Here is a 23,020-nt window from a genome sequence, read left to right as displayed (position 1 = left end):
CGCACCCCAACGCAGGGCAAGCCTGCTCGCCACAACAAGCCTGCTCACCACAACAGAGAGTGTACGTAACGGCATGAAAATGGAGTCTGCCCAATGAAAACCGAGCAACTGCGCACCCTGCAAACCCTGCGGGTCTTGCGTGAACAACGCGCCGCCAGTCAACTGGCCGCCCAGCAACAACGCTGCGAACAGACCCACGGCGTGCTCACCGATGCCAAGGAGCAACTGCGCCTGCACCGTGAAGCCATCGCCGAGGAAGCGCGACAGGTGTATGCCTCGCTCACCGAAGGCCTGTCGGTGGCCAGTTGGCAGGCGGCTCAGGATCGGTTGCGCGGCCTGTCGGATGACCAGCAGCAACTGGAAAACGACGTGACCCACGTGTCCACCACGCTTGAAAGCCAGGAGCGCGAGCGCGACCTGTTCCGCCAGGAACGGCTGAGCCGCCAGCGTCAATCCGACGCCTGGCAAAGCTTGCTGGAAGGCCGTGAGAGCGATGAGCGCCGGGTTGGCGAGCTGCGTGACGAAGGCGTCGGCACATGATTGCAGCCCTTGCCGACCCGTTGTCGCCCTGGCTGACCCATTTCGACCCAGCGTTGCTGGCCCTGCATAACGCGTTGCACCGCCGTTGCCGTCCTTGGCAGGGCCGTTGCGCCGGGCAGGAACTGCGCGTGAGCTGGGCCACCGAACCTCAAGCCCTCACTTCACCGCGTGACGTGCTGCTGTTACTCGGTCGCGCACCCGCGCGCCTGCGGTTGTCCGCCGCAGCGATGGAGCAGTTGTTGCTGCCGCTGGCGCTGTCATTCGATGTGCAGCCGTTGCCCGCACTGCCGCGTTCGCTGTTGCTGGAACTGGCGCTGCTCGACCTGATCGAGACCCTGGAGCCGCTGCTCGGTCACCCCGTGCAGTTGCTCGATGCGGGCGAAGGCCAAGACCCCTTTGTCGTGCACGTGGCGCTGGAGCTGACTTTCGCCAACCAGCCACCAATGAGCGCCCAACTGGACCTGAGCGAAAGCGCCGCCGTGCGGGTGGCGCAGTTGCTGACGCAGTACGCCCAGCCCGAGCCCGACCCGTTGCTGGCCCTGCACCAGACCTTGACGGTGGTGGCGGGGCGACAGTGGCTGAGCCTCGGCGAACTGCGCAGCCTGCGCCCCGGCGATGTGCTGATGCTGGAGCAAGGCCCCGGCCTGCTGCTCGACCTCGACGGCCGCCTGCAGGCGCGCTGCCAATTCCAGGGTGAAGTCCTGCGCCTGCAGGACGCCTTGAAAGCCCCCTTTGTGGAACCGGAGAACCCCATGACTGATGTTGATGCCGCCGCGGTGCTGGATGACCTGCCGTTGAAACTGGTGTGCCAGGTCGGCACGCTGGAACTGACCCTGGCGCAATTGCGCGAATTGGGCGCGGGCAGCCTGTTGCAGCTCAATACGCCGGGCGTGGACAGCGTCGACCTGATGATCAACGGCCGCCGCGTCGGCCAGGGCCAACTGGTGAAAATCGGTGACGGCCTGGGCGTGCGCCTGCTGAGTTTCGCCACCCCATGACCGGTTATCAGCCGAACCTGATCGAGATCATCCTGGTCGTTGCGACGATCGGGCTGATCCCGTTGGCGGTGGTGACACTCACCGGTTTCATGAAGATCTCGGTGGTGCTGTTCCTGATCCGCAACGCCCTGGGCGTGCAACAGACCCCGCCGAACCTGGTGCTGTACGGCATTGCGCTGATCCTGTCGGTGTACGTGACCACGCCGTTGATTGGCGACATGTACCGGCAAGTGGAGGGGCGCGACCTCAACATCGAGCATGTCGAGCAACTCAAGGATCTGGGGGACGCCTTGCGCCCGCCGTTGCAGGCGCACCTGAAGCGCTTTGCGAATGAATCCGAGCGCGGCTTTTTCGTGCAGGCCACCGAGACTATCTGGTCGCCGCAAGCCCGTGCCGACCTGCGCGATGATGACCTGGTGGTGCTGATTCCGGCGTTCGTCAGTTCGGAACTGACCCGCGCCTTCGAGATCGGCTTTCTGTTGTACATCCCGTTCCTGGTGGTGGACTTGCTGGTGTCCAACGTGCTGATGGCCATGGGCATGTCGATGGTCTCGCCGAACCTGATCTCCATTCCGCTGAAGATCTTTTTATTCGTGTCCCTGAGCGGCTGGTCGCGCTTGATGCACGGTTTGATTCTGAGTTACGGCTAACCCTTGTAGGAGCGAGCTTGCTCGCGAAGATCGTTAACGATAACGCGGGCGTCCCGAGTGGGCGCGGTGTCCTTGGGTTTTTCGCGAGCAAGCTCGCTCCTACAGGGGGCATTGAGGGGGAATGATGGGCCAGGACGTGTTTTTGTCATTGATGAAACAGGCACTGATGACCGTGCTGATGCTCTCCGCGCCGGCGTTGGGGGTGGCGATTATCGTGGGCTTGAGCGTGGGCCTGTTCCAGGCGCTGACGCAGATCCAGGACCAGACGCTACCGCAGGTGGTGAAGCTGGTGGCGGTGTTGCTGACCATCGTGTTCCTCGGCCCGGTCCTCGCCGGGCAGGTGGCGGAACTCGGTGGCCAGGTGCTGGACAACTTCCCGATGTGGACGCGCTGACCGCCCATGGATGCCAGCCTGACCGCGCAGTTCCTGGAGGTCGCCTACCCGGTGATCAGCTCCGCCTCGCTCGCCGCCTGCCGCGCCATGGGCGTGGTGGTGATCACCCCGGCGTTCAACCGCCTCGGCCTCACCGGCATGATTCGCGGCTGCGTGGCCGTGGCCATTTCCATCCCGATGTTCTTCCCGGTGTTCGAAGCGCTGACCGCGATGCCCGAACACGGCAGTGTGTTTATCGCCGGGTTGCTGATCAAGGAATTCCTCATTGGCATTTTGATCGGCCTGCTGTTCGGCATTCCGTTCTGGGCCGCTGAAGTGGCGGGGGAATTGATCGACCTGCAGCGCGGCTCGACCATGGCGCAACTGGTGGACCCGTTGTCGTCCGGGGAGTCCAGCGTGATGGCGACGCTGCTCACGGTGATGCTGATCACGCTGTTTTTCATGTCCGGGGGGTTCATCCTGATGGTCGACGGGTATTACCACAGCTACCAACTCTGGCCGGTCACCTCGTTTACGCCGGTATTTGCCAGTTCGGCATTGCTGGCGGTGTTGTCGATCCTTGATCAGATCATGCGCGTCGGCGTGCTGATGGTCTCGCCGTTGTTGATCGCGCTGCTGGTGACGGACCTGATGCTCGCCTACCTGTCACGCATGGCGCCGAACCTGCACATCTTCGACCTGTCGTTGCCGGTGAAGAACCTGTTCTTCACGATCCTGATGGTGATCTACATTGGCTTCCTGATCCCCATGATGCTTGACCAATTGGCGGAGTTTCGCGGCACCGTCGAACTGCTCAAGACCCTGGCCGGCATGGAGTAGCCCATGGCCGATACCAGCGAAGAGAAATCCCAGCCGGCCACGGACAAGAAGCTCCAGGACGCGCGCAAGAAAGGCCAGGTCGCCAAGAGCCAGGACCTGGTGTCGGGCATGGTCATCCTGTTCTGCACGCTGTGCATCTCGATTCTCGCGCCCCGGGCCAAGGCCCAGGTCACGGCGCTGATCGACCTCACCGCGCAGATCTACATCGAGCCGTTCGCCACGGTGTGGCCACGGGTGCTCGACCATGCCGAGCAACTGGTGATCGGCATCACCTTGCCGGTGATGGCGGTGACCACCGGCGTGGTGATCCTGACCAACATCATCACCATGCGCGGCTTTGTGTTCTCCACCGACCCGATCAAGCCCGAGTTCAAGCGCATCAACCCGGCGGAGGGCATGAAGAAGATCTTTGCCCTGCGCAACCTGGTGGAGTTCATCAAGGGCCTGATCAAGGTGCATGTGTTGGCGATCGCGTTCTACGTGGTCGGCAAGCATGCGTTGCAGGCCTTGATGGAGTCGTCACGCTGCGGTGCCGAGTGCATGGAGTCGACGTTTTTCCTGGTACTCAAGCCGCTGGTATTCACCGTGCTCTGCGCGTTCATTCTGGTGGGCGGGGTGGACGTGATGATGCAGCGCTGGCTGTTCGGCCGCGACATGAAGATGACCCGCAGCGAGACCAAGCGCGAACGCAAGGACATCGACGGCGACCCGCTGATCAAGAGCGAGCGCCGGCGCCAGCGCAACGAGATGCAGGCCTTGGCCACCAAGCTGGGTTTGAACCGCGCCTCGATGATGATCGGCACCACCGACGGCTGGGTGATTGGCGTGCGTTACGTGCGTGGGGAAACCCCGGTGCCGGTGATCGTCTGCCGGGCCTCGCCGGAAGAGGCGTTGTTGATGTTGCAGGAGGCCTATGACCTGGGCATTCCCCATGCGCCGGACAAGGGCCTGGCGGCGGAGATTGCCCGCAAAACCGTGCCCGGCGACCCGGTGCCGGATGCGTCGTTCCAGGCGGTGGCGGATTGGTTGGTGGCCGCGCGGTTGATTTAGGCAGTGGCCGGGCTACGCTTGTTGAACGCTTTTGTTACAGAGGAAGTATCTGCTCGGCAGGAGCTGAGGTTGTATCTGTCAGCGTAATGAACGGTGGGGTCGACGGGAGGTTGCCGTTGCTCCGCCTCCAGCGCTCAAGGGAGTTTCACCATGACAGATACAAACCGTGAATTGATTCAGCAATGGGCTGACCTCTGGTCTGGCCCCTCCAAAGCCGATTTTCTCGGGATTTTTTCGACGTCATGCCTCTATGAAGATGTTGCTGCAGGGAAAATCATGCGAGGAAAGACTGAACTGGGTGACTTCTTCAAACTGATCAAAGTGGCGTTCCCCGATTTTACAGTGATCACTGATTTGATCTGTCTCTGCGAACACGGCGGTACCATACAGTGGCATATGAAGGGTACGCATGAAGGTGAGTTGTTTGGACACAAAGCCACCCACAAAAAGATTTTGGTACATGGCGCCTGTGTCATCCGAATCAAGCGCAATAAACTGATCAAGTGCACGGATTACTACGACATGAAAACGTTGTACCGGCAGTTGGGTTTTGACAAAAACTGACGGTTTCCAAAGCCGGGCCCCATGCAGCAGGGCCCGGTGTGTCGGGCTTCAGGGCTTGTCTACATCGTGGTATTCCCCGCCATACCCGTCGCCGACCCGCCAGATGATGTCGTGGTTATCGTTGGTCCACTCCGACGGTTTCAGCGAATACTTGTAGTCTTCCGAATTGCGGTTATTGCCATCGCCGATGTAATCCGGGTGATCACGCCGATGATCGCCGCCACGGATACTCGACCGCGCATCCCATTCTTCCTTGCGGAAATCAAAGATGCTCTGGTCCTTCGGCGCATCACGCTGGCCCCAGTCGGACAGGTAGGTCTGCAGCCATACATAGGCTTCATCGCCATTGGGCTTGAGCAAACCATCCTGCTTAAAGTCCTGGATCTGGTCCCAGTTCTGCATCGAAATCTTGTGCAACTTGTGCGACTGCACAGTGCTGAGAATTGCGCCGACAAACGACAACGCGCCGGAAATCAGGAAGCCCACAGGCCCGAGGAACGGGATGATGCGCCCCGTGACGCCGAGGGTGGTAAGCACACCGCCGCCGGCCGCGACCAGGCTGCTCACGCCACCGGCCATCGACAATGAACCGGACGCGATTTTCACCGGGTCTTTTTCGCGCACGCCATCACGCAGGGTGAAGGCCGCCTGCACCACACTGATCACGCCACCGGCCACGTCGGTGGCCATGCCGATCACCTTGATCGCACTGCTGGCGAACTTGGCGCCAAAACCGGCACCGGCCACGCCGCCACGGCTGGCGATGCCTTTTTCGATGCCTTCCTGGACCTTCTTCGCGCCTTCATCGCTCCAGCCGCCGCTGTTGAGCACCTTGCCGACATCTTTGCCGTCGTCCATGGCCTGGTCGACGATCTCGAAGTACTTCTTCTGCACGGCTTCGGCGTCCTTGGGCAGGGCGTGGTAACCCTCGCCGGGCTTGGCCCACAGGTCGGGCAGCGAGCGGTCGAAGCCCATCAGTTTGTAGGCGTTGGTGCCGCGCAGCTTGTCGTAGACCTTAAGACCCAGGGTGGCGAAGTGGGAGCCGGTGCCGAGGAAACCGAGGAAGTCGTTGGCAATCCCCAGGCGTTTCATCGGTGTGTCGGCCAGCTTGCCGCCTTGCCCCGCCAGTTGATAGACGATGCGGCCCATGCCAATGGCGCCGCCCACCGAGCCGAGCACGCCGTTGTCCTTGAGGAAGGTCAGGTTCTTCACGAACGAACTGCGGTTCTCTTCGCTGAGGCTCGGCATGATCTCCTTGCTCACCGCGTGTTCGATGTCGCTGAAGCTGATCACGCCGTTTTTCTGCCAGGTGTCACCCAGTGAAATCATCGCCTTGCCGAAGTCGGCGGCGGCGCCTTTGTCCTTGAGCAACTGGTCGACGAACTTGGAATACACCCCCAGCGCCTGGCGCGGCAGGCCATCGGCGCCGCCCTTGAGCATGGAAAGGATGGCCAGGGTGTTGTCGGTGGTGGCCAGGGCGGTGTTGTCGTCGCTGATCTTGCTTGGGTCGTCCATCAGTTTTTCGACGGCGTCGGTGTAGCCGTCAATCTGCAGGTTTTGCAGGAAGTTGTCGGCCTTGGCCGGGTCGATGTCGGCCAGCGCCGTGTAGGCGGTCTGGATTTCCTGGGTGGCCAGCTCGGTCTTGCCCTCGTCCTGCAGGGCCTTGATGTATTTGGTGAAATTCTCCGAGGAGGTGCTGTCGATCAGCTTCTGATGCACCTCGTCGACCTTGGCCTGACCGCCGTCGACTTTGCCCACGGCCGCATCGTGGTTGGCCTTGATGTCGGCCTGGATAGTGGAGTCGCCCAGCAGCTCGCTGATGGTCTTGTCGATGGATTTGGTGTCGAAGATGTTGTCGCGCACATCTCGCGAGGTCACGTCGATAGGTGTGGTGGCGATGCCCTGGTTGCCGAAGCCATGTTCGGGAATGATCGACATGCCGTTGTCGGCCATGCTCTTGGCTTCCACCGCGCGCAGAAACTTGGCGCGCGGGTCGTCCTTGCCGATGCTGCCGTCCTTGACCCCGGCGCGGTAGCTGTCCACCAGGGTTTTCATCGACAGGTCCTGCACGCTCAACGGGTTGCCGCTTTCGTCTTTTTCAGTGGTGGCGAGGTTGTCGACAGACACGTCCTTGAGCGGTGGCAAGCCGTTGTCGGCGCGCAGTTTGTCGACGTCGGTGGTTTGCTGGGCGATGTCGGTGCGGTAGCCGGAGATCTGCTCGAACATCTGCGGGTTGGTGTCTTCGCTGACGACGATCTTCTCTTCGGCACCACCCGGTTTGTGTTGGGTGAAGGCGATCAACCCAGGGCCGTAATCGCCCACGCCGCCGACGCTCATGATGTCTTCGGTGGATGCCAGGTAAGCATCCGGCCCGGCCAGGCTGTAGCCGTCACCCTTGGCCTTCTCGATACCGGCCAGGCTCTGGCCCTTGGTGGTGTAGGCCGCAAAGGCCTCGGGGGTGATGTCCTTGGACACCACCAGCAGTTTGCCGTCGGCGCCGTTGACCACCAGGATGCCGTCCATGGGCGCATCGACCTTGCTGATGTCACCGAGTTTGAGGCTGGCTTCGTCCTTGCGCAGCAGTTCCTGGCCGGGCAGGGACTGCGCATTCTTGATGTAGTCGAACGCTGGGGTGCCTTCGCTTTTGTGCACCGCATGCAGGAAGGTGTAGAGGCTGCTGCCGGCATTGGGGTTGGGGTTGCTCAGGTCTGCGCCGGGCTGCGGCAGCGCAGCTTCGGACTGGCTGATCATGTATTTCTTGCCTTGGTGTTCGAACAGGATCACCCCGGATTTCGGGTCTTCTGACACCACTTTGAGCTGGCTGAAATTCAGGTCGCCGGGCAGGCTGGTGACTTCTTCAAAGCCCTTGGCCTTGCCGTCGTTGAGCGCTTCCTTGGTCACGCCGGCGCTGTTGTAGCTGGCAAAGGCCTCGGGCGTGAGTGTTTCGGAGATCACCAGGGTCTGGCCGTTTTCCATCTCGACCTTGACGACGCCGTCCTTGGCTTCGCCGACCGATTTCACATTGGCCAGGCGCACAGTGGGGTCGTCTTCGCGCAATAGCTGTTGATCGGGGTTGCCCAGGGCTTCACGGATTGCCTTGCCGGCCGGAGTGTCCTGGGTCTCGGCCAGGGTGTGCAGCAGGTCGTAGAGCGGCGTGCCCTCGTTCGGCCCACCCTGGTTGACCGGCGCCACCGCGTGTCCGAAGTGCAGGCCCTTGAGCAGGTCGAAGCCTTCCTGGACCTTCTCGGCGCCCTCGCGGGTGATCTTGAGTTTGCTGCCGTCCTGCTCGAAATAGATCACCCCGGCGTCCTTGTCTTCGGACACCACCTTGAGTTTGTCGATATCCAGCTTGGCGGGCAGGGCGGTGACTTCCTTATAGTCGTCCGGCTTGAGCTGCTTATCGCCGGCCCCGGTGGCCGCCAGGGTCTTGGCCTTGTTCAGCGCCGCATCAAAAACGCGCTCCGGTGCACGGGGTTCACTGACGCGGGGCGAGGCGGCTTTCTCGGGTCGGTTGATCATTCTTCAGTCCATGTGAGTGGGGGCGCACGAGGACTCGATACTAGGCGGAGGCGGGGGGTGAAAAGGCGGTTTTTGGCAAGATCGCACAAGCTTTCACAGCTGTGAAATGACCTTGTCATGTTCGGCGAGTAGCGAGGTTTTCCCTGGGGTGAGCGGGCTTGTTGGGGTGATCGGGGCACGCCCGCTCACCACAGTGTCAGGCCATACGAATAGTTGCCGCGTGCCGCTCTCAGTGAGTCGCGAACGGCATCGGTGCGTAACAGCAGCGTCATCTGCGCCTCGTCGATCACGATTTCCGCGACGATCAACGCGCAGATCAGCGGCGCGGTCACGAACCAATGGCACCAGCATTGGGTCGACAACGATACGAAAACGCCGATGATCCACAGCGCCAGCACCCACTTTGGCGCGCGCTGTTGCAGCGGCACCCAGAACCGTTGCAGCCGTTTCAGGCGGGCCGTGTGCTGTCGCAGTGACTCTTCAAGGAGTGATAGGGAAGGGCTCATGTTCACACTCGCTAAGTTATCCGGGCACGAAGGGGAGGGGGTTGCCCAGCCACGACAGGTTGATGCGTTCAACTTCTATCCAATGTCCGTTTTGAGGTGCTGTGACACAGCTTTTGAACGCAATGCAGATACATTCGGCGTCCAACAGGACAAAGCAGCGATAGCGTTGTGTGGTTCTGAACAGCGTTGAAAAGATGCGCATGGCGGGCCTGGCTTGCTCAAAGGTTCCAGCTGAGTTCGAACAGCGTTCCACCGTTTTTCATTTTCCGACACGTCACGGCGCCACCGTGGGCAATGGCAATCGCGCGCACCACCGCCAGGCCCAGGCCGCTGCCGCCCTGGGCGCGTGAGCGAGAGTTCTCGCCGCGCTGGAAAGGCTCGAACAGGTGCGTTGCAAAGTCCTCATCAATGCCAGGACCATCGTCGCGCACCCTCAGGTAGTGGACGCCATCACGCGTGCTCAGGTGCACGTTGACGTTGCCGGGTGTCGCGTGCCGACGCACGTTGTCCAGCAGGGCCAGCAAGGCCTGGCGGATGCGTGCGGGGTCGCAGCGCAGAATGCGGCGCTGCAGGTCCAGTTGCAGCTTGAAGCCGCCGGCGACCAGGCTCGGTTCGAACAGCCGTACCTCTTCTTCAATTCCGGCAGCCAGGTCGGCGTCTTGCACATTGATTTCAAGGTAGCCGCTGTCACCCAGGCCGACCACACGCAGGTCCTCGATCATCCGCGTCAGCCCTTCGACTTGGCCGAGCAGGCTATAGAACTGCGCCGTCTCCGGCTCGAAGACACCCTCGGCCAAACCTTGCAGGCGGCCGCGCAAGATGGTCAGGGGCGTGCGCAGTTCGTGGGCAATCGCTGCATTCCAGAACGCCTGTTCCTGGGCCATGCGTTTCAAGCGTCTGGCCATGCTGTTGAAGTCATCTACCAGGATGGCCGCTTCGCCGATGGACTGGTCGCCGGCTACGGCCTGTACATCGAGATCGCCGTCCGCCAGTTTGCGCAGGTTCTCGGCCACCGAGTTCAACGGCATCAGGATGCGCCGGGACAGCTTGGTGGCCACGAAAGCACCGACCGCCAGGCTGACGCAGGTGGTCAAGCCCATCCATGCCCATTCGACATTGGCCGGCATCCACTCATCGACCTGCTCGTCCGGAAGTGGCCAGTAGGTCCAAAGCAGGGCATAGAACACATAGGAACCGATCACAGCCAGGGCGATCACGCACAGCACCACGACCGACATGGACAGGATGATCTGGCGGCTCAAACCATTAAAGATCTTCACGCGCCACTCCCGAACCGGTAACCCACCCCGCGAATGCTCGCCGGCACGCCTTGCAGCCCGAGGTCTTCGATCTTGCGGCGCAACTTGCTGATATGGCTGTCGACCGTGCGTTCCAGGCTGTCGCTTTCCGGCGAGCACAGTGCCAACAATTCCGCGCGGCTGAACACGCGTTTCGGTGCTCGGGCCAACTGCGCCAGTAATTTGAACTCGGTGACGGTCAGCAGCAGCGCCAGCGTGTTGCCTTCGATGTTCACCGTGACCTGATGGCTTTCGATATCGATTTCAAACCCATCCACCCGCAACACGCTGGCGCTGACACCGGATGTGTAGTTGACGGAGCGCCGCAGCACCGCCTGGGTACGTGCCACCACTTCGGCCGGGTTGAATGGCTTGACGATGTAGTCGTCGGCACCGATACGCAGGCCCATCAACTTGTCCATGTCCTGGTCTTGCGCGGTCAGCATGATCACCGGCGTGTTGCCGCGATGACGCACCTCGGCCAGCACCTGCCAGCCATCGACATGGGGCATCAGCACATCCAGCAGCATCAGATCCGGCTTGAGGCTCTGATGCAGTTCCAGCGCACGCCGGCCATCGAGGGCGTGGGCAGTACGAAAGCCGCTGCGTTTGAGATAGGCAATCAGGATGTCCGCGATCTCGGGCTCGTCTTCGGCAATCAGCACCAAGGCCTGGGTCTCCCGGACGCTGTTGGGCTGCGATGTCGATGCGACGGGGTAATCGTTCATAGTCTGCTCGGTGAATAGGCCTTGTTGTGGAGGCCGCGCCATGGCCACGCTGTCAGGTGTTGATCATAGCTTCTGGGTGAGGGCGCCCAACATCTGGTTGGCGGTGGAAATCACTTTGGAGTTCATCTCATAGGCCCTTTGCGTGGTGATCATATTGACCATCTCTTCAACCGTGCTCACGTTCGAAGTCTCCAGGGAGCGTTGCAACGTGGTGCCAAAGCCGTTGAGCCCCGGCGTGCCGACCTGGGGCGCGCCGCTGGACGCGGTTTCCAGGAACAGGTTGTTGCCGATTGCCTGCAAACCAGCCGGGTTGATGAAGTCGGCGGTCTGCAGGTTGCCGATCACTTGCGCCGCAGGGTTGCCGGCCACAGTGATGGACACCGTGCCGTCCTGGCCGACGGTGAACGTCTTGGCGTTGTCCGGCACCACGACGGCCGGCTCCAGTGCGAACCCGCTGGCCGTGACCACCTGGCCATTGGCGTTCAGATGAAAGGTGCCGTCACGGGTATAACCCGTGGTGCCGTCCGGGTGCAGCACCTGGAAAAACCCCCGGCCATTCACGGCCAGATCCAGCGGTTGCCCGGTGGTCTGCAGGCTGCCGGCGCTGAAGTTCTTCTGGGTGCCGACGATCTGCACGCCGGTGCCCAGTTGCAGGCCCGACGGCAACGCACTGTCTTGCGTCGATTGCGCGCCCGGCTGGCGCTTGATTTGATAGAGCAAATCCTGGAACTCGGCACGATCGCGTTTGAAACCGGTGGTCGAGACGTTCGCCAGGTTATTGGAAATGGTCGTCAGCTGAGTGTCCTGGGCCGACAAGCCGGTTTTTGCGACGTACAGGGCTGGAATCATTGGGCTCTCCGTGTGACCCGTTCGATGGGGCACTGTGATGAACCTGATTGTGCACAGCCAACGTGCGCATTCATGGGAGGTTTTGTGGAGAAATGATGGAGAGGGAAGTTTTTTTCCGGCCAGGCTCATTCAAGCCAGGCTCGATCAAACCCGCCACGCCCCGCCCGATGACTTCCGGGTAGCTGTGCTCGGCATCCAGGTTGGTCAGTACCACCACCGTCAGCCTGTCGTCGAGGTAGCGCGAGATAGACGAGGTAAAGCCTTGCCAGGAGCCGCCGTGCTCGACCACGGGGTGCCCGTTGATCGTGCGAATTTCCCAACCGAAACCATAGCCTTGCGCACGCTGTTTACCGGCGTAGGGGTAGGGCGTCCACATTTTTCTCAGTGAGGCTTTTTTCAGCAGCGTTTCATCGTAAAGGGCACGGTCCCAGCGCTCCAGGTCGCGTACGGTGAAGTAGAGCGTGCCGTCTGCGGTGGCGTTGAACGTCGGCGAGACCCATTCCTGGTTCCTCAACACACCGTCCACCTTTTCGTAGCCCGAGACACGGTTGGGCACAAGGTCGAGGTCTGAGATGACGCGCGACGAGGTCATGCCCAACGGTGTGAAAATACGGTGCTGGAGAAACTCGCCATAGGGCTGCCCGCTGACGCGATGGATCAGGATACCGAGCAACACGAAGTTGGTGTTTTCGTACGCCCAGCCTTCGCCCGCCTTGAAGTTGATCGGCAGTTTGGCAATGGCCGCCGTCAGTTGCGCGTCGGTAAAGTCCTGGCGGATATCCAGTGGTGCGCCGGGTTTTTGCAGCTCAGGCGTGTCATAGGCCGACAGCCCGGACGTGTGGGACAGCAGGTTGGCTACTGTAATCGGCGCCCAACTGGCCGGCGCTTCGGGAAAATACTGCCGGATGCTGTCATCCAGGCTGACCTTGCCTTGTTCCACCAGCATCATGACGGCGGTAGCAGTGAAGGATTTGCCCACCGAACCGGATTGGAGAACGCTGTCCGCACTCATGGGCACATCGAGTTCCACGTTCGCCAGGCCATAGCCTTTGGCGAGGACGGTGTGGCCGTTTCGATAGACACCCAGGGCAAGCCCCGGCAACTGCTGTCGGGTCATTTGCGAGGTGACATAACGGTCGATGGCCGAGAGCTGTTCGGCCGTGAGCGGCGTTGCAATCGCCGGGGGCGCCGACATCAGCATGAGGCTGGTCGCAAGAATTCGGAGCATGGAGACCTCTAAAACGTTGTCGCTGTTTTGGGAGGCGCCAGTGTGCCCGAAGGCGGTGGAGTTTTACGGGAGGTTCGATGGAGTGGGCGTGGAGCAGACCCAGCGCTTTGTTTGAAACGGCCAGGGCTGCTACGCAGCCCAACGGGAGCAAGCTCCCTCGCCACAGGGTAATGGGCCTATCCATGAGTGGGTGCTATGCAGTCACGCCTTACGTCGATGTCGATATCAGACCAATTCCCGCCGCTCCCAGGCTATTTTTGATGAACTCAGGCCGCGTAAGGTGACCCATCATTAAGAAATGATGATCGCCTGACTCTTCAGTCAGTACACCTTGACGTCGATCACCGAGAACAACAAAAACAATGAATAGCCTGAATTCCAACGATTCCAACGGCCAGTTGGCGCAAGGCTTCAAGCCGCGTCATGTGACCATGCTTTCCATTGCGGGCATTATCGGGGCGGGGTTGTTTGTCGGTTCCGGGCATGCGATTGCGGCGGCGGGGCCGGCGGTGCTGCTGGCTTATCTGTTCTCCGGCACGTTGGTGGTGCTGGTGATGCGCATGCTCGGGGAGATGGCGGTGGCCAACCCCGATACCGGGTCTTTTTCGACCTACGCCGACCAGGCCATCGGGCGCTGGGCCGGGTTTACCATCGGTTGGTTGTACTGGTGGTTCTGGGTGCTGGTGATCCCCATCGAGGCCCTGGCTGCCGGGCATATCCTCAACCAGTGGTTCCCGCAGATCGACGCTTGGCTGTTTGCCTTGTTGTCGATCTTTTTGTTGGTGGTCACCAATCTGTTCAGCGTGTCCAAGTACGGCGAGTTCGAGTTCTGGTTCGCCATGGCCAAGGTGATCGCGATCATCGGTTTCATCGGCTTGGGCTTTGCGGTGCTGATGGGCTGGATTCCCGAGCGTGAGGTCGGTGGGTTGAGCCGGTTGATGGAGGAACACGGCGGGTTTGCGCCCAATGGGCTGTCGGCGGTAGTCGGTGCTTTCATCACCATCATGTTCAGTTTTATCGGCACTGAGGCGGTCACCATCGCTGCGGCGGAGTCCAGTAACCCGGCGCAGAACATCGCCCGGGCCACGCGCTCGGTGATGTGGCGCATCGGGGTGTTCTACCTGTTGTCGATCTTCGTGGTGATTTCCGTGGTGCCGTGGAACGACCCGTTGCTGGCCTCGGTAGGCTCTTATCAGCGCGCCCTGGAGCTGATGAACATTCCCCACGCCAAGCTGCTTGTTGATGTTGTGGTGTTGATCGCCGTGGCCAGTTGCATGAATTCCTCCATCTACATTGCCTCGCGCATGCTGTTTTCCCTGGGCAAACGCGGGGATGCTCCCACGTCGATGAAAAAGACCTCGGCGGCGAGCGTACCGAGGGCGGCGGTGATTGCCAGCACTGTGCTGGGCGCAGGCGTCACTCTGTTCAGTTACTTCGCGCCGGCAGGGTTGTTCCAGTTCCTGCTGGCCAGTTCGGGCGCCATCGCCTTGCTGGTGTACCTGGTGATCGCGGTGTCGCAGTTGCGCATGCGCAAGATCCTGCGACAGCGCAACGTCACGCTCACCTTCCAGATGTGGCTGTTTCCCTGGCTGACCTGGCTGGTCATCGCGTTCATCTGTGCCGCTTTGACGGTGATGCTGGTCACGCCTGAACACCGTTTTGAGGTGTCATCCACCATCGGCCTGGCCCTGATGATTTCCCTGGTCGGCTTGCTCACCGCGCGGCAGCCCGAACGCACGCAAAAACCAGTGGCCGCAGCGTCACCGCCATGAGTGGCCGCCCTGTAAGCAGCATCGTGTTCGTGCTGCTGGACCAGTTCACCTTGATGTCACTGGCCTCGGCGGTTGAGCCCCTGCGCATGGCCAACCAGCTGTCGGGCCAGGAGCTCTACAAATGGCACACCGCGAGCCCGGACGGCAATCCCGTGTGGGCCAGTGACGGCGTGCCCATCACGCCGGACGGTTCGATTCTCAGCGTGCCGTCCGCCGACATTGTGATTGTCTGCGGCGGCATCGGCATCCAGGGCACCGTGACCGGTGAGCTGGTCAAGTGGTTGCGCAGCCAGGCGCGTTACGCCAAGCGACTGGGCGGTATCTGTACCGGTAGTTTTGTGTTGGCGCGGGCCGGTTTGCTGGATGGCTATGAATGCAGCGTGCACTGGGAATGGTTGGCGGCCATGCAGGAGGCGTTTCCACGGGTGACGGTCAGTTCCAGCCTGTTTACCCTCGATCGCGATCGCCTTACCAGCTCGGGTGGCACGGCGCCCCTGGACATGATGCTGCACCTGATCGGCCGTGATCACGGGCATGAGTTGTCGGCGGCCATCTCCGACATGTTTGTGTACGAGCGCATCCGCAACGAGCAGGACCATCAGCGCGTGCCGCTCAAGCACATGCTCGGCACCCAGCAGCCCAAGCTGCAGGAAATCGTCGCGTTGATGGAGGCCAACCTGGAGGAACCGATCAACCTGGATGAGTTGGCTGCGTATGTCGCGTTGTCCCGCCGTCAGCTGGAGCGCATGTTCCAGAAATACCTGCACTGTTCGCCGTCACGCTACTACCTGCGGCTGCGGCTTATCCGGGCGCGGCAGTTGCTCAAGCAGACGCCCATTTCCATCGTGGAGCTGGCTGTGCTTTGCGGCTTTGTGTCCACGCCGCATTTCTCCAAGTGCTACCGTGAATACTTCGGCGTGCCGCCCAGCGACGAGCGCTCCGTCACCGACAGCGAGCGCTCCATCGTGCTCAAGCCGGTGATGCATGCGTTGCCTACGCCCGCGCCCATGAACGTGTTGGAGCAGGCGCGGGGCGAGGCAACGTTTGCCAGCGTGAAAAACCTGAAGCCCTGATCTCAGCGCATGTGCAGGATGATCGGGCTGCTGCTCGCCGGGTCGGTGTGCCCGCGCAACTTGCCCACTGCTTTGGCGTCAACTGCGCCACCGTTGTTGCCCCAGGTACCGCGCACGTAGCTGAGTACCTCGGCGATTTCCGCGTCGGACAACTGCTCACGAAACGCCGGCATGCGGTAGGCATCCGGCACGCCGGCCGCGACCACGCGTTGCGAGCCGTTGAGGGTGATGTTGATCGCTGACGCGCTTTCCTTCGCCAGTGCCGACGTGGCGCCGGCCAGGGGCGGCATCCACTCGGGCTGGCCCTTGCCGTCGAGGCCGTGGCAAGAGGCGCAGCGGGTAGCATAGGTGTGGGCGCCGGGGGCGTCTTGCACCGCCGCCACCGCCTGATACTGCCAGGGTGCGCCGTCGCGCTGCGGGTCGCCAGGCAATGACTTGAGGTAGCGGGCGATGGCCGCCAGGTCGTCGTCCTGCATGAACTGCGTGGAGTTGTTGAAAGCCTCGGTCATCGAACCGTAGACCACCGCATGGGCGTTGCGCCCGGTCTTGAGGAACTGCACGATCTGCGGCTCCGTCCAGCGGCCCAGCCCAGTGTTGGGGTCCTGGCGCAGGCTCGGCGCATACCAGCCGTCGAGCAAGGCGCCGGCAAGGAACGGCGTGCCGGATTCATCCAGGGCTTTTTCGTTGAAGGCCAGGCCGCGCGGCGTGTGGCAACTGCCGCAGTGGCCGGGGCCTTGGACGATGTACGCGCCACGGTTCCACAGCGCATCTTGGTTAGGCTTGGCTGCATAGGTCGCGGTGGGCGCGAACACGCCGTTCCACAGGGCGATGGGCCAGCGCATGTTCAGCGGCCACGGAATATCACTGGGGATATTCGGTTGGTTGGCCGGTTGTATGCCCTGCATGAAAAACGCATACAGCGCTTTGATGTCGTCATCGCTGAGTTTTACGTAGGACGGGTAGGGCATGGCCGGGTACAGTCGACGACCGCCCGGTGCTACGCCATGGCGCACTGCACGGTCGAAATCGGCCAGGCTGTAAGTGCCGATGCCGGTCTGCTTGTCCGGTGTGATGTTGGTAGCATGGATCGCCCCCAACGGCGTAGCCATTTCCAGGCCCCCGGCAAACGGCGCCTTACCCGCCAGGCTGTGGCAGGCCACGCAATCGCTGAGGCGGGCGACGTACTCGCCACGGCTGACCAGGGCGGGGTCGAAGGTGGCTTTCGCCTGTTCCTGTTCGAACGGCGTAGCCGGTTCACGGGTGACGTACCAGGCCAGCAGGCCTGCGGCGACCAGGCAGGGCAGCGCCAGCCAGCCTGCGGTTCTTGCGAATCGACGGTTGTTCATGGGCATTTCCTGAAGGTCAGCTGAAAGTGTGTCGGCTCAAAGGCAGGCTGCGCACGCGCTGGCCGGTCAACTGCGCCACCGCATTGGCCACGGCCGGCGCCACGGCAGGCAACGGCGGCTCGCCGATACCGCCCATCTTTTCGCCACTCTCGACTATCCGTACATGCACCCGTGCCATCTGCGCGGGCGCCAGGATCGGGTACAAGTCGTAGTTGCGCGCCCGTGGCTTGCCGTCCACGTACACCGCTTCTTCCAGCAAGGTCTGGGACAAGCCCAACGCCACCGCACCGTTGACCTGCGCCTCGACAATCGCCGGGTTGACGATGCTGCCCGGGTCGATGGCCTGCCAGATATCGTGCACCCTGACCTTGCCGTTCTCGATGGAAACTTCAGCGATCGCTGCCGTGTGGGAACCAAACGGCGAGGCCATGGCCACGCCGCGTGCGCGTCGGCTGCCGTCCTCGGCGGTGAAGGGGCCGCGCTTCCAGCCACCGGACAGTTCACCCGCCGCTTGCAGCAACGTGGTCAGCCGTGGGTTGTCGCGCAGCAGGTGCAGGCGCAGCTCATAGGGATCCTGCCCGCCCTTGTCCGCCAGCTCATCAAGGAACGACTCGTAGAAAAAGTCGTTGAGCGAATTGCCCACCGAGCGCCAGTAACCGAGCATCGGCGCGCCTTTGACGTAGATCTGCGCGATGCGTTTGTTGGGGATCGCGTAGGACTTGCCCGATAACCCTTCAACCGCCGTGGGGTCGATTTTATCGCCCTGTTTGCCGGCGAGGGCTTCGGTCGGGCCTTCGGTCGCACTGACGGCTTCAATGGCGACTGGCAGGCCTTTGTCATCCAGCGCGGCGCGGAACTTGACCACCGCCACGGGGCGCAGCACATCGCGCAAGAACTCTTCTTCGCGACTCCAGATCAGCTTGACCGGACGGCCCACCGCCTTGGCCAATGCAATGGCCTGCGGGTAGGGGTTGGCCGAGTCATACAGGAAGTGCCGGCCGAAAAAGCCACCGAGTAACGGCGAATGCAGGTTGATTTGCGCAGGGTCGAGGCCGGTGCGCTTGGCGATGTCGGCGCGGAACATGTCCGGCGCCTGGTTGGGCAGCCAGATGTCCAGGCTGCCATCCGGGTTGAAGCGCGCCAGGGCTGACGGCGGCTCCAGTTGGCCGTGGTTGAGGTATTGGTTGTGATACGTCGCCTCGAGCTGGGTCTTGCCACCTTTCAGCGCGGCGGCAACGTCACCTTCGTTCTCGTCGTCGCGGGCCGGGCCTTGCTGGGCAGCGAGGAACTCGAAGTGCTTGTCGCTGGAGAAGTCCGCCGGCATGACGCGCAATGTCGAGTCGGCGGCCGCTTCCTGCCAGTCGACCTGGATCGCTTCAACCGCACGCTTGGCGTGCCACCAACGTTCCGCCACCACCGCCACCGCGCCAGGCAGCACGTGCACCGAATGTACGCCTTTCATGCCTTCGACCTGCGGCTGGTTGCGCAGGCTGCCGACGGTCATGCCCAGGCGTGGCGCGTGCTGGACGGCGGCGTGAAGCATGTTGTCGACTTTCAGGTCGATGCTGTAGAGCGCCTTGCCGGTGGATTTGTCGTAGGCGTCCAGGCGCTTGACCGGCTTGCCGATCCAGCGGAATTGGCTCGGGTCGCGCAGGGTGATGCTGGATGGATCGGGCACAGGCATGTCGAGGGCGCTACTGGCCAGCTCGCCATACCCCAGCGAACGACCGGACGCCGCATGCACCACGCGGCCTGGCTGGGTGGTCAGTTCGCCGACCGGCACGCCCAATTGTTTAGCGCCAGCTTGCAGCAACATCGCGCGGGCAAGGGCGCCGAGGCGGCGCATGGTCGGGTAGCTCATGCGCACCGACATGCTGCCGCCGGTAATGCGCAGGCCGTTCTCCATCACCACATAGGCTTCGCCGGGCGGGGCGGCTTCGACGATAAAGGTGGCGGGGTCGGCATCCAACTCTTCGCCGACGATCTGCGCCATGGCGGTGTGGGTGCCTTGTCCGCCTTCCATGAACGGGCTGAGCAGGCGCACCGTGCCGTCCGGGCGAATCTCCAGGAACGCCGGCACCTGGGTGCCACGTTCAGCAGCGGTGGCGGCTTGCACCCGGCCCGAGCCCAGGGGCAGGCCAAAGCCAATCACCAGCGCGCCCACCGCCGTACTCGCCAGAAAGCGGCGACGCGACAGGTTGACCGGTGCATCAAGCAGTTCGTCGAGAATACTCATCAAGCGCCCTCCTGCTTGGCCAGGGCGTCGACCGCCGCGTGGATGGCGTTATAGGTGCCGCAGCGGCACAGGTTGATCATCGCCGCGTCGATCTGCGCCTTGCTGGGCGCGGGGGTGTGCTTGAGCAGCGCAGTGGCCGCCATTACCTGCCCGGACTGGCAATACCCGCATTGCGCCACCTGATGCTCGACCCAGGTCGCAACCACGCGCTTGCCCACTTCATCGGTTTCAATTGCTTCGATGGTGGTGATCTCACGCCCGACCAAGGCGGCCACTGGCGTGACGCAGGAGCGCACCACATTGCCGTCCACCAGCACCGAACAGGCGCCGCACTGGGCCAGGCCGCAGCCGTACTTGGTGCCGGTCAGGCCCAGGTCATCGCGGATCACCCACAACAAGGGCGTGTCCGCATCGGCATCGACCTGATAGGCCTTTTGGTTGATTCGTAATTCCATGGCTCACCTGCTGATCAACGGTAGGTGCGGCCTTTTTAATAGTCAATGCACTGGCCGCTTATCGACGAACTCTAGACCAGTGCGCAAGGGCTATCTATCCGTTAGTCGATAAGTCGGAGGATCAGGCAAGTATTCAACAGGATTGTGCGACTAGGATTCGGCCGTGGGCCGCACGAAGTCCTCCTCGAAGTGTTCATGCTCACCCCGAGCGTCACCTTGACGCCGCAACACTTCCATCTGGCGCAGTTCTACCCGACGGATTTTCCCGGAAATGGTCTTGGGCAGTTCGGTGACGAATTCGATACGTCGCACACGTTTGTAGGGCGCCAAATGCTCACGGGCGAAGGCGAGGATGTGCCGGGCAAGCTCGGCACTGCCCGGTTCGCCGTGGGCCAGGATCAGGAACGCCTTGGGCACCGCCAGGCGCAACGGGTCGGGGCTCGGCACTACGGCCACTTCCATGACCGCCGGGTGTTCGATCAAGGCGCTTTCCAGTTCGAATGGGCTGATGCGGTAGTCGGAGGCCTTGAACACATCGTCGGCGCGACCGACGAAGGTGATGTAGCCGTCGGCGTCGATCTGCGCGGTGTCGCCGGTGCGGTAGTAGCCGTCACGCATGACCTCGGCGGTTTTCTCCGGGCTGTCTTCATAGCACAGCATCAGGCCGAGCGGACGCACGTCGAGGGGCAGGGCGACTTCGCCTTCGTTGCCGGGAATGCCGTCCGGGTCGAGCAGCGCAACCTGATAACCCGGCAACGGGCGACCCATGGAACCGGGCTTGAGCAACTGGCCGGGGGTGTTGCCCACCAGCGCGGTGGTTTCCGATTGGCCGAAGCCATCACGCAACGGCAGGCCCCAGGCATGCTGGATCTGTTCGATGATTTCCGGGTTCAGCGGCTCGCCGGCGCCGACCAGTTCGCGCAGGCTCAGGCGTGATTTGTAGCTGGCGAGATCCTCCTGGATCAGCATGCGCCATACCGTGGGCGGCGCACACAGGCTGGTCACGCCGTAGCGTTCCAAGGCACTGAGCAGGGCCGGCGCGCTGAACCGTGCGACGTTATGGATAAAGATGCACGCGCCGGCGTTCCACGGTGCGAACAGGCAACTCCATGCGTGCTTGGCCCAGCCCGGTGACGAGATATTCAGGTGCAGATCGCCCGGTTGCAGGCCGATCCAGTACATGGTCGACAGGTGGCCGACGGGGTAGCTCTGGTGGCTGTGCAGCACCATCTTCGGCTTGGACGTGGTGCCGGACGTGAAGTACAGCAACATCGGGTCGGTGGCCAGGGTGCGGCCTTCGGCCTCGAACTGTTCAGGGTGTTCAAAGGCCGCGTTGTGCGCGACCCAGCCGGCAGGCGCAGACCCCACGCAGACGCGGCTGCAACCGTCCGCCAGCCCGGCGAACTTGTGCACATGAGCTTCACCCACCACCAGGTGACGAACCTGCCCGCGCTCGATGCGGTCGCGCAGGTCATCGGGGTTCAGCAACGCTGTGGCGGGGATGACCACCGCCCCAAGCTTGAACGCGGCGAGCATGGTGTCCCACAACGCCACATCATTGCCGAGCATCAACAACACACGATCACCCCGGCGCACGCCGAGGGCGCGCAGGTGGTTGGCCACCTGATTGGAGCGCGTGGCCAGTTGCTGGAAGCTATAGCGCTGTTCGCTGCCGTCTTCCTCGACGATCCACAGCGCATCCGCCGAGTTGCCCTCGGCCATCGTGTCGAAATAGTCCAGGGCCCAGTTGAATTCGTCCAACTGCGGCCAGCGAAAATCCCGTACGGCGGTGGCGTAGTCGGTGCGGTGAGCGAGCAGAAAATCCCGAGCGGCCAGGAAGGGCTGGGTCATGGTGGCTGTCCTTAATTATTGTTGTGGGACTTTCCCCCGGCTGAACCGAGAGGCTGGACCGAGTATAGGCACGCAGAAATCAGAGCAGAACGCTCAAAAACACCGGTGCGTTGTGCAAAAAAGTCATGGGTGTTGAACCGTCAAGCGGTGTGATTGACGATCAAGACGTAAAAGTCCAATATGGAATTATAAGTACAAAAGCACCACTTCCCTCTCTTTCTTCAGGCTTGCCAAAACCAACAACAACTTGCGAGAACATCCTCATGAAGAAACGCGCCCTCATTACCGCCCTGGCCTTTGGCCTGCTTGCGTCCAGCCACTTGGTGGCCGCCGAGAAAACCCTGCGCATCGGCATCGAGGCGGCTTACCCGCCATTTGCGTCCAAGACGCAAGAGGGCAAGATCGTCGGCTTCGACTACGACATCGGCAACGCGTTGTGCGCGCAGATGAAGGTCAAGTGTGTGTGGGTAGAAGGTGAGTTCGACGGTCTGATTCCCTCCCTCAAGGTGAAGAAAATCGACATGGCCCTGTCGTCCATGACCATCAACGAAGACCGCAAGAAGTCGGTGGATTTCACCCACAAGTACTACTTCACGTCATCGCGTTTGGTGATGAAGGAAGGCGCCGTGGTGGATGACCAATACGCTAGCCTCAAGGGCAAGACCATCGGCGTGCAGCGCGCCACGACCACCGACCGGTATGCCACCGAGGTGTTCGAGCCCAAGGGCATCAACGTCAAGCGCTACAGCAATAACGAAGAGATCTACATGGACCTGGCGGCCGGCCGCCTGGATGCGATCTTTGCCGACACCATTCCCCTGAACGACTTCCTGCAGATGCCACGCGGCAAGGGCTACGCGTTTGTCGGCCCGGAACTCAAGGACCCGAAATACGTGGGCGAGGGTGCAGGGATTGCGGTGCGCAAGGGCAATACGGAGTTGGTGGGCGAGTTGAATGCCGCCATCGATGGCATTCGTGCCAGTGGTGAGTATCAGAAGATTTCGCAGCAGTACTTCAAATCCGACATCTACGGCGATTGATTGCCCCCTGTAGGAGCGAGCTTGCTCGCGAAAAACGCTAACGATAACGCGTTCATTATGGCTTAACGCGTCGTCGGTGATTTTTTCGCGAGCAAGCTCGCTCC

At 61.9% G+C, this 23,020-nt stretch carries 20 protein-coding genes; 10 read left to right on the top strand and 10 right to left on the bottom strand.

Annotated features, from left to right (window positions below; genetic code table 11):
• Positions 1-93: 93 nt before the first annotated feature.
• The 7 genes from CI807_RS25370 (at position 94) to CI807_RS25340 (ending at position 5,015) form a co-directional block, all read left to right on the top strand.
• Positions 94-540, top strand: a complete 447-nt coding sequence (locus CI807_RS25370) for a hypothetical protein (RefSeq protein WP_016978393.1) — start codon at positions 94-96, stop codon at positions 538-540.
• On the top strand, positions 537-1,538 hold the full coding sequence (gene sctQ / locus CI807_RS25365) for a type III secretion system cytoplasmic ring protein SctQ (protein ID WP_095016719.1): 1,002 nt from the start codon (positions 537-539) through the stop codon (positions 1,536-1,538). Before CI807_RS25370 ends, sctQ begins: the two co-directional genes overlap by 4 nt.
• Positions 1,535-2,188: a type III secretion system export apparatus subunit SctR gene (sctR, locus tag CI807_RS25360; RefSeq protein WP_016978391.1), complete on the top strand. Its 654-nt coding sequence runs from the start codon at positions 1,535-1,537 to the stop codon at positions 2,186-2,188. Before sctQ ends, sctR begins: the two co-directional genes overlap by 4 nt.
• 124 nt (positions 2,189-2,312) lie before the next feature.
• Positions 2,313-2,582, top strand: a complete 270-nt coding sequence (locus CI807_RS25355; protein WP_016969171.1) for an EscS/YscS/HrcS family type III secretion system export apparatus protein — start codon at positions 2,313-2,315, stop codon at positions 2,580-2,582.
• 6 nt (positions 2,583-2,588) lie between these two features.
• Positions 2,589-3,401, top strand: a complete 813-nt coding sequence (gene sctT / locus CI807_RS25350) for a type III secretion system export apparatus subunit SctT (RefSeq protein WP_095016718.1) — start codon at positions 2,589-2,591, stop codon at positions 3,399-3,401.
• Between the two features lie 3 nt (positions 3,402-3,404).
• Positions 3,405-4,451: an EscU/YscU/HrcU family type III secretion system export apparatus switch protein gene (locus CI807_RS25345; RefSeq protein WP_095016717.1), complete on the top strand. Its 1,047-nt coding sequence runs from the start codon at positions 3,405-3,407 to the stop codon at positions 4,449-4,451.
• A 150-nt stretch (positions 4,452-4,601) separates the two neighbouring features.
• The gene (locus tag CI807_RS25340) at positions 4,602-5,015 is read left to right on the top strand and encodes an ester cyclase (protein ID WP_095016716.1); all 414 of its coding nucleotides are present in this window, start codon (positions 4,602-4,604) and stop codon (positions 5,013-5,015) included.
• Between the two features lie 48 nt (positions 5,016-5,063).
• On the opposite strand, the gene CI807_RS25335 is transcribed toward CI807_RS25340, so the two are convergent.
• From CI807_RS25335 to CI807_RS25305, 6 genes are all read right to left on the bottom strand, one after another.
• Positions 5,064-8,534: a hypothetical protein gene (locus CI807_RS25335; protein WP_095016715.1), complete on the bottom strand. Its 3,471-nt coding sequence runs from the start codon at positions 8,532-8,534 to the stop codon at positions 5,064-5,066.
• A gap of 185 nt (positions 8,535-8,719) precedes the next feature.
• The gene (locus tag CI807_RS25330) at positions 8,720-9,040 is read right to left on the bottom strand and encodes a hypothetical protein (protein WP_016978385.1); all 321 of its coding nucleotides are present in this window, start codon (positions 9,038-9,040) and stop codon (positions 8,720-8,722) included.
• A gap of 218 nt (positions 9,041-9,258) precedes the next feature.
• Positions 9,259-10,320 carry an ATP-binding protein gene (locus CI807_RS25320; protein ID WP_095016714.1) on the bottom strand — a complete coding sequence of 354 codons (1,062 nt, stop codon included), beginning with the start codon at positions 10,318-10,320 and terminating at the stop codon, positions 9,259-9,261.
• Positions 10,317-11,066 carry a response regulator gene (locus tag CI807_RS25315; RefSeq protein ID WP_095016713.1) on the bottom strand — a complete coding sequence of 250 codons (750 nt, stop codon included), beginning with the start codon at positions 11,064-11,066 and terminating at the stop codon, positions 10,317-10,319. Before CI807_RS25315 ends, CI807_RS25320 begins: the two co-directional genes overlap by 4 nt.
• A gap of 63 nt (positions 11,067-11,129) precedes the next feature.
• A complete protein-coding gene (gene flgG, locus CI807_RS25310) occupies positions 11,130-11,915 on the bottom strand; it encodes a flagellar basal-body rod protein FlgG (protein ID WP_095016712.1) in 786 nt (261 codons plus the stop codon).
• A gap of 70 nt (positions 11,916-11,985) precedes the next feature.
• Positions 11,986-13,143 carry a serine hydrolase gene (locus CI807_RS25305; protein ID WP_095016711.1) on the bottom strand — a complete coding sequence of 386 codons (1,158 nt, stop codon included), beginning with the start codon at positions 13,141-13,143 and terminating at the stop codon, positions 11,986-11,988.
• A gap of 362 nt (positions 13,144-13,505) precedes the next feature.
• Between CI807_RS25305 and gabP the strand changes: the two genes are divergently transcribed.
• Both gabP and CI807_RS25295 read left to right on the top strand, forming a co-directional pair.
• On the top strand, positions 13,506-14,915 hold the full coding sequence (gene gabP, locus CI807_RS25300; protein ID WP_095016710.1) for a GABA permease: 1,410 nt from the start codon (positions 13,506-13,508) through the stop codon (positions 14,913-14,915).
• A complete protein-coding gene (locus tag CI807_RS25295; protein ID WP_033903088.1) occupies positions 14,912-15,988 on the top strand; it encodes a GlxA family transcriptional regulator in 1,077 nt (358 codons plus the stop codon). Before gabP ends, CI807_RS25295 begins: the two co-directional genes overlap by 4 nt.
• 2 nt (positions 15,989-15,990) lie before the next feature.
• On the opposite strand, the gene CI807_RS25290 is transcribed toward CI807_RS25295, so the two are convergent.
• From CI807_RS25290 to CI807_RS25275, 4 genes are all read right to left on the bottom strand, one after another.
• Entirely contained in the window at positions 15,991-17,334 is a 1,344-nt protein-coding gene (locus tag CI807_RS25290; protein WP_095016709.1) for a cytochrome c, read from the bottom strand.
• Positions 17,335-17,350: 16 nt separating this feature from the next.
• Positions 17,351-19,570, bottom strand: a complete 2,220-nt coding sequence (locus CI807_RS25285) for a xanthine dehydrogenase family protein molybdopterin-binding subunit (RefSeq protein WP_095016708.1) — start codon at positions 19,568-19,570, stop codon at positions 17,351-17,353.
• Positions 19,570-20,025: a (2Fe-2S)-binding protein gene (locus tag CI807_RS25280; RefSeq protein ID WP_033903091.1), complete on the bottom strand. Its 456-nt coding sequence runs from the start codon at positions 20,023-20,025 to the stop codon at positions 19,570-19,572. Before CI807_RS25280 ends, CI807_RS25285 begins: the two co-directional genes overlap by 1 nt.
• A 150-nt stretch (positions 20,026-20,175) precedes the next feature.
• Entirely contained in the window at positions 20,176-21,876 is a 1,701-nt protein-coding gene (locus tag CI807_RS25275; RefSeq protein WP_095016707.1) for an AMP-binding protein, read from the bottom strand.
• Between the two features lie 263 nt (positions 21,877-22,139).
• Here CI807_RS25275 and CI807_RS25270 point away from each other — a divergent pair, with 263 nt between their 5' ends.
• Positions 22,140-22,916, top strand: a complete 777-nt coding sequence (locus tag CI807_RS25270) for an ABC transporter substrate-binding protein (RefSeq protein ID WP_095016706.1) — start codon at positions 22,140-22,142, stop codon at positions 22,914-22,916.
• The last annotated feature ends 104 nt before the right edge of the window (positions 22,917-23,020 follow it).

The sequence above is a fragment of the Pseudomonas sp. NS1(2017) genome, from assembly GCF_002269425.1.
GTDB lineage: Bacteria > Pseudomonadota > Gammaproteobacteria > Pseudomonadales > Pseudomonadaceae > Aquipseudomonas > Aquipseudomonas reactans.
This window is presented reverse-complemented; position numbering and strand designations above follow the sequence as displayed.

Coding starts and splice junctions, on each gene's coding strand:
- CI807_RS25295 (WP_033903088.1), top strand. CDS start 14,912: ATGAGTGGCCGCCCTGTAAGCAGCATCGTGTTCGTGCTGCTGGACCAG.
- sctQ (WP_095016719.1), top strand. CDS start 537: ATGATTGCAGCCCTTGCCGACCCGTTGTCGCCCTGGCTGACCCATTTC.
- gabP (WP_095016710.1), top strand. CDS start 13,506: ATGAATAGCCTGAATTCCAACGATTCCAACGGCCAGTTGGCGCAAGGC.
- CI807_RS25340 (WP_095016716.1), top strand. CDS start 4,602: ATGACAGATACAAACCGTGAATTGATTCAGCAATGGGCTGACCTCTGG.
- CI807_RS25335 (WP_095016715.1), bottom strand. CDS start 8,534: ATGATCAACCGACCCGAGAAAGCCGCCTCGCCCCGCGTCAGTGAACCC.
- CI807_RS25355 (WP_016969171.1), top strand. CDS start 2,313: ATGGGCCAGGACGTGTTTTTGTCATTGATGAAACAGGCACTGATGACC.
- CI807_RS25290 (WP_095016709.1), bottom strand. CDS start 17,334: ATGAACAACCGTCGATTCGCAAGAACCGCAGGCTGGCTGGCGCTGCCC.
- flgG (WP_095016712.1), bottom strand. CDS start 11,915: ATGATTCCAGCCCTGTACGTCGCAAAAACCGGCTTGTCGGCCCAGGAC.
- CI807_RS25270 (WP_095016706.1), top strand. CDS start 22,140: ATGAAGAAACGCGCCCTCATTACCGCCCTGGCCTTTGGCCTGCTTGCG.
- CI807_RS25275 (WP_095016707.1), bottom strand. CDS start 21,876: ATGACCCAGCCCTTCCTGGCCGCTCGGGATTTTCTGCTCGCTCACCGC.
- CI807_RS25345 (WP_095016717.1), top strand. CDS start 3,405: ATGGCCGATACCAGCGAAGAGAAATCCCAGCCGGCCACGGACAAGAAG.
- CI807_RS25305 (WP_095016711.1), bottom strand. CDS start 13,143: ATGCTCCGAATTCTTGCGACCAGCCTCATGCTGATGTCGGCGCCCCCG.
- sctR (WP_016978391.1), top strand. CDS start 1,535: ATGACCGGTTATCAGCCGAACCTGATCGAGATCATCCTGGTCGTTGCG.
- CI807_RS25280 (WP_033903091.1), bottom strand. CDS start 20,025: ATGGAATTACGAATCAACCAAAAGGCCTATCAGGTCGATGCCGATGCG.
- CI807_RS25285 (WP_095016708.1), bottom strand. CDS start 19,570: ATGAGTATTCTCGACGAACTGCTTGATGCACCGGTCAACCTGTCGCGT.
- CI807_RS25370 (WP_016978393.1), top strand. CDS start 94: ATGAAAACCGAGCAACTGCGCACCCTGCAAACCCTGCGGGTCTTGCGT.
- sctT (WP_095016718.1), top strand. CDS start 2,589: ATGGATGCCAGCCTGACCGCGCAGTTCCTGGAGGTCGCCTACCCGGTG.
- CI807_RS25315 (WP_095016713.1), bottom strand. CDS start 11,066: ATGAACGATTACCCCGTCGCATCGACATCGCAGCCCAACAGCGTCCGG.
- CI807_RS25330 (WP_016978385.1), bottom strand. CDS start 9,040: ATGAGCCCTTCCCTATCACTCCTTGAAGAGTCACTGCGACAGCACACG.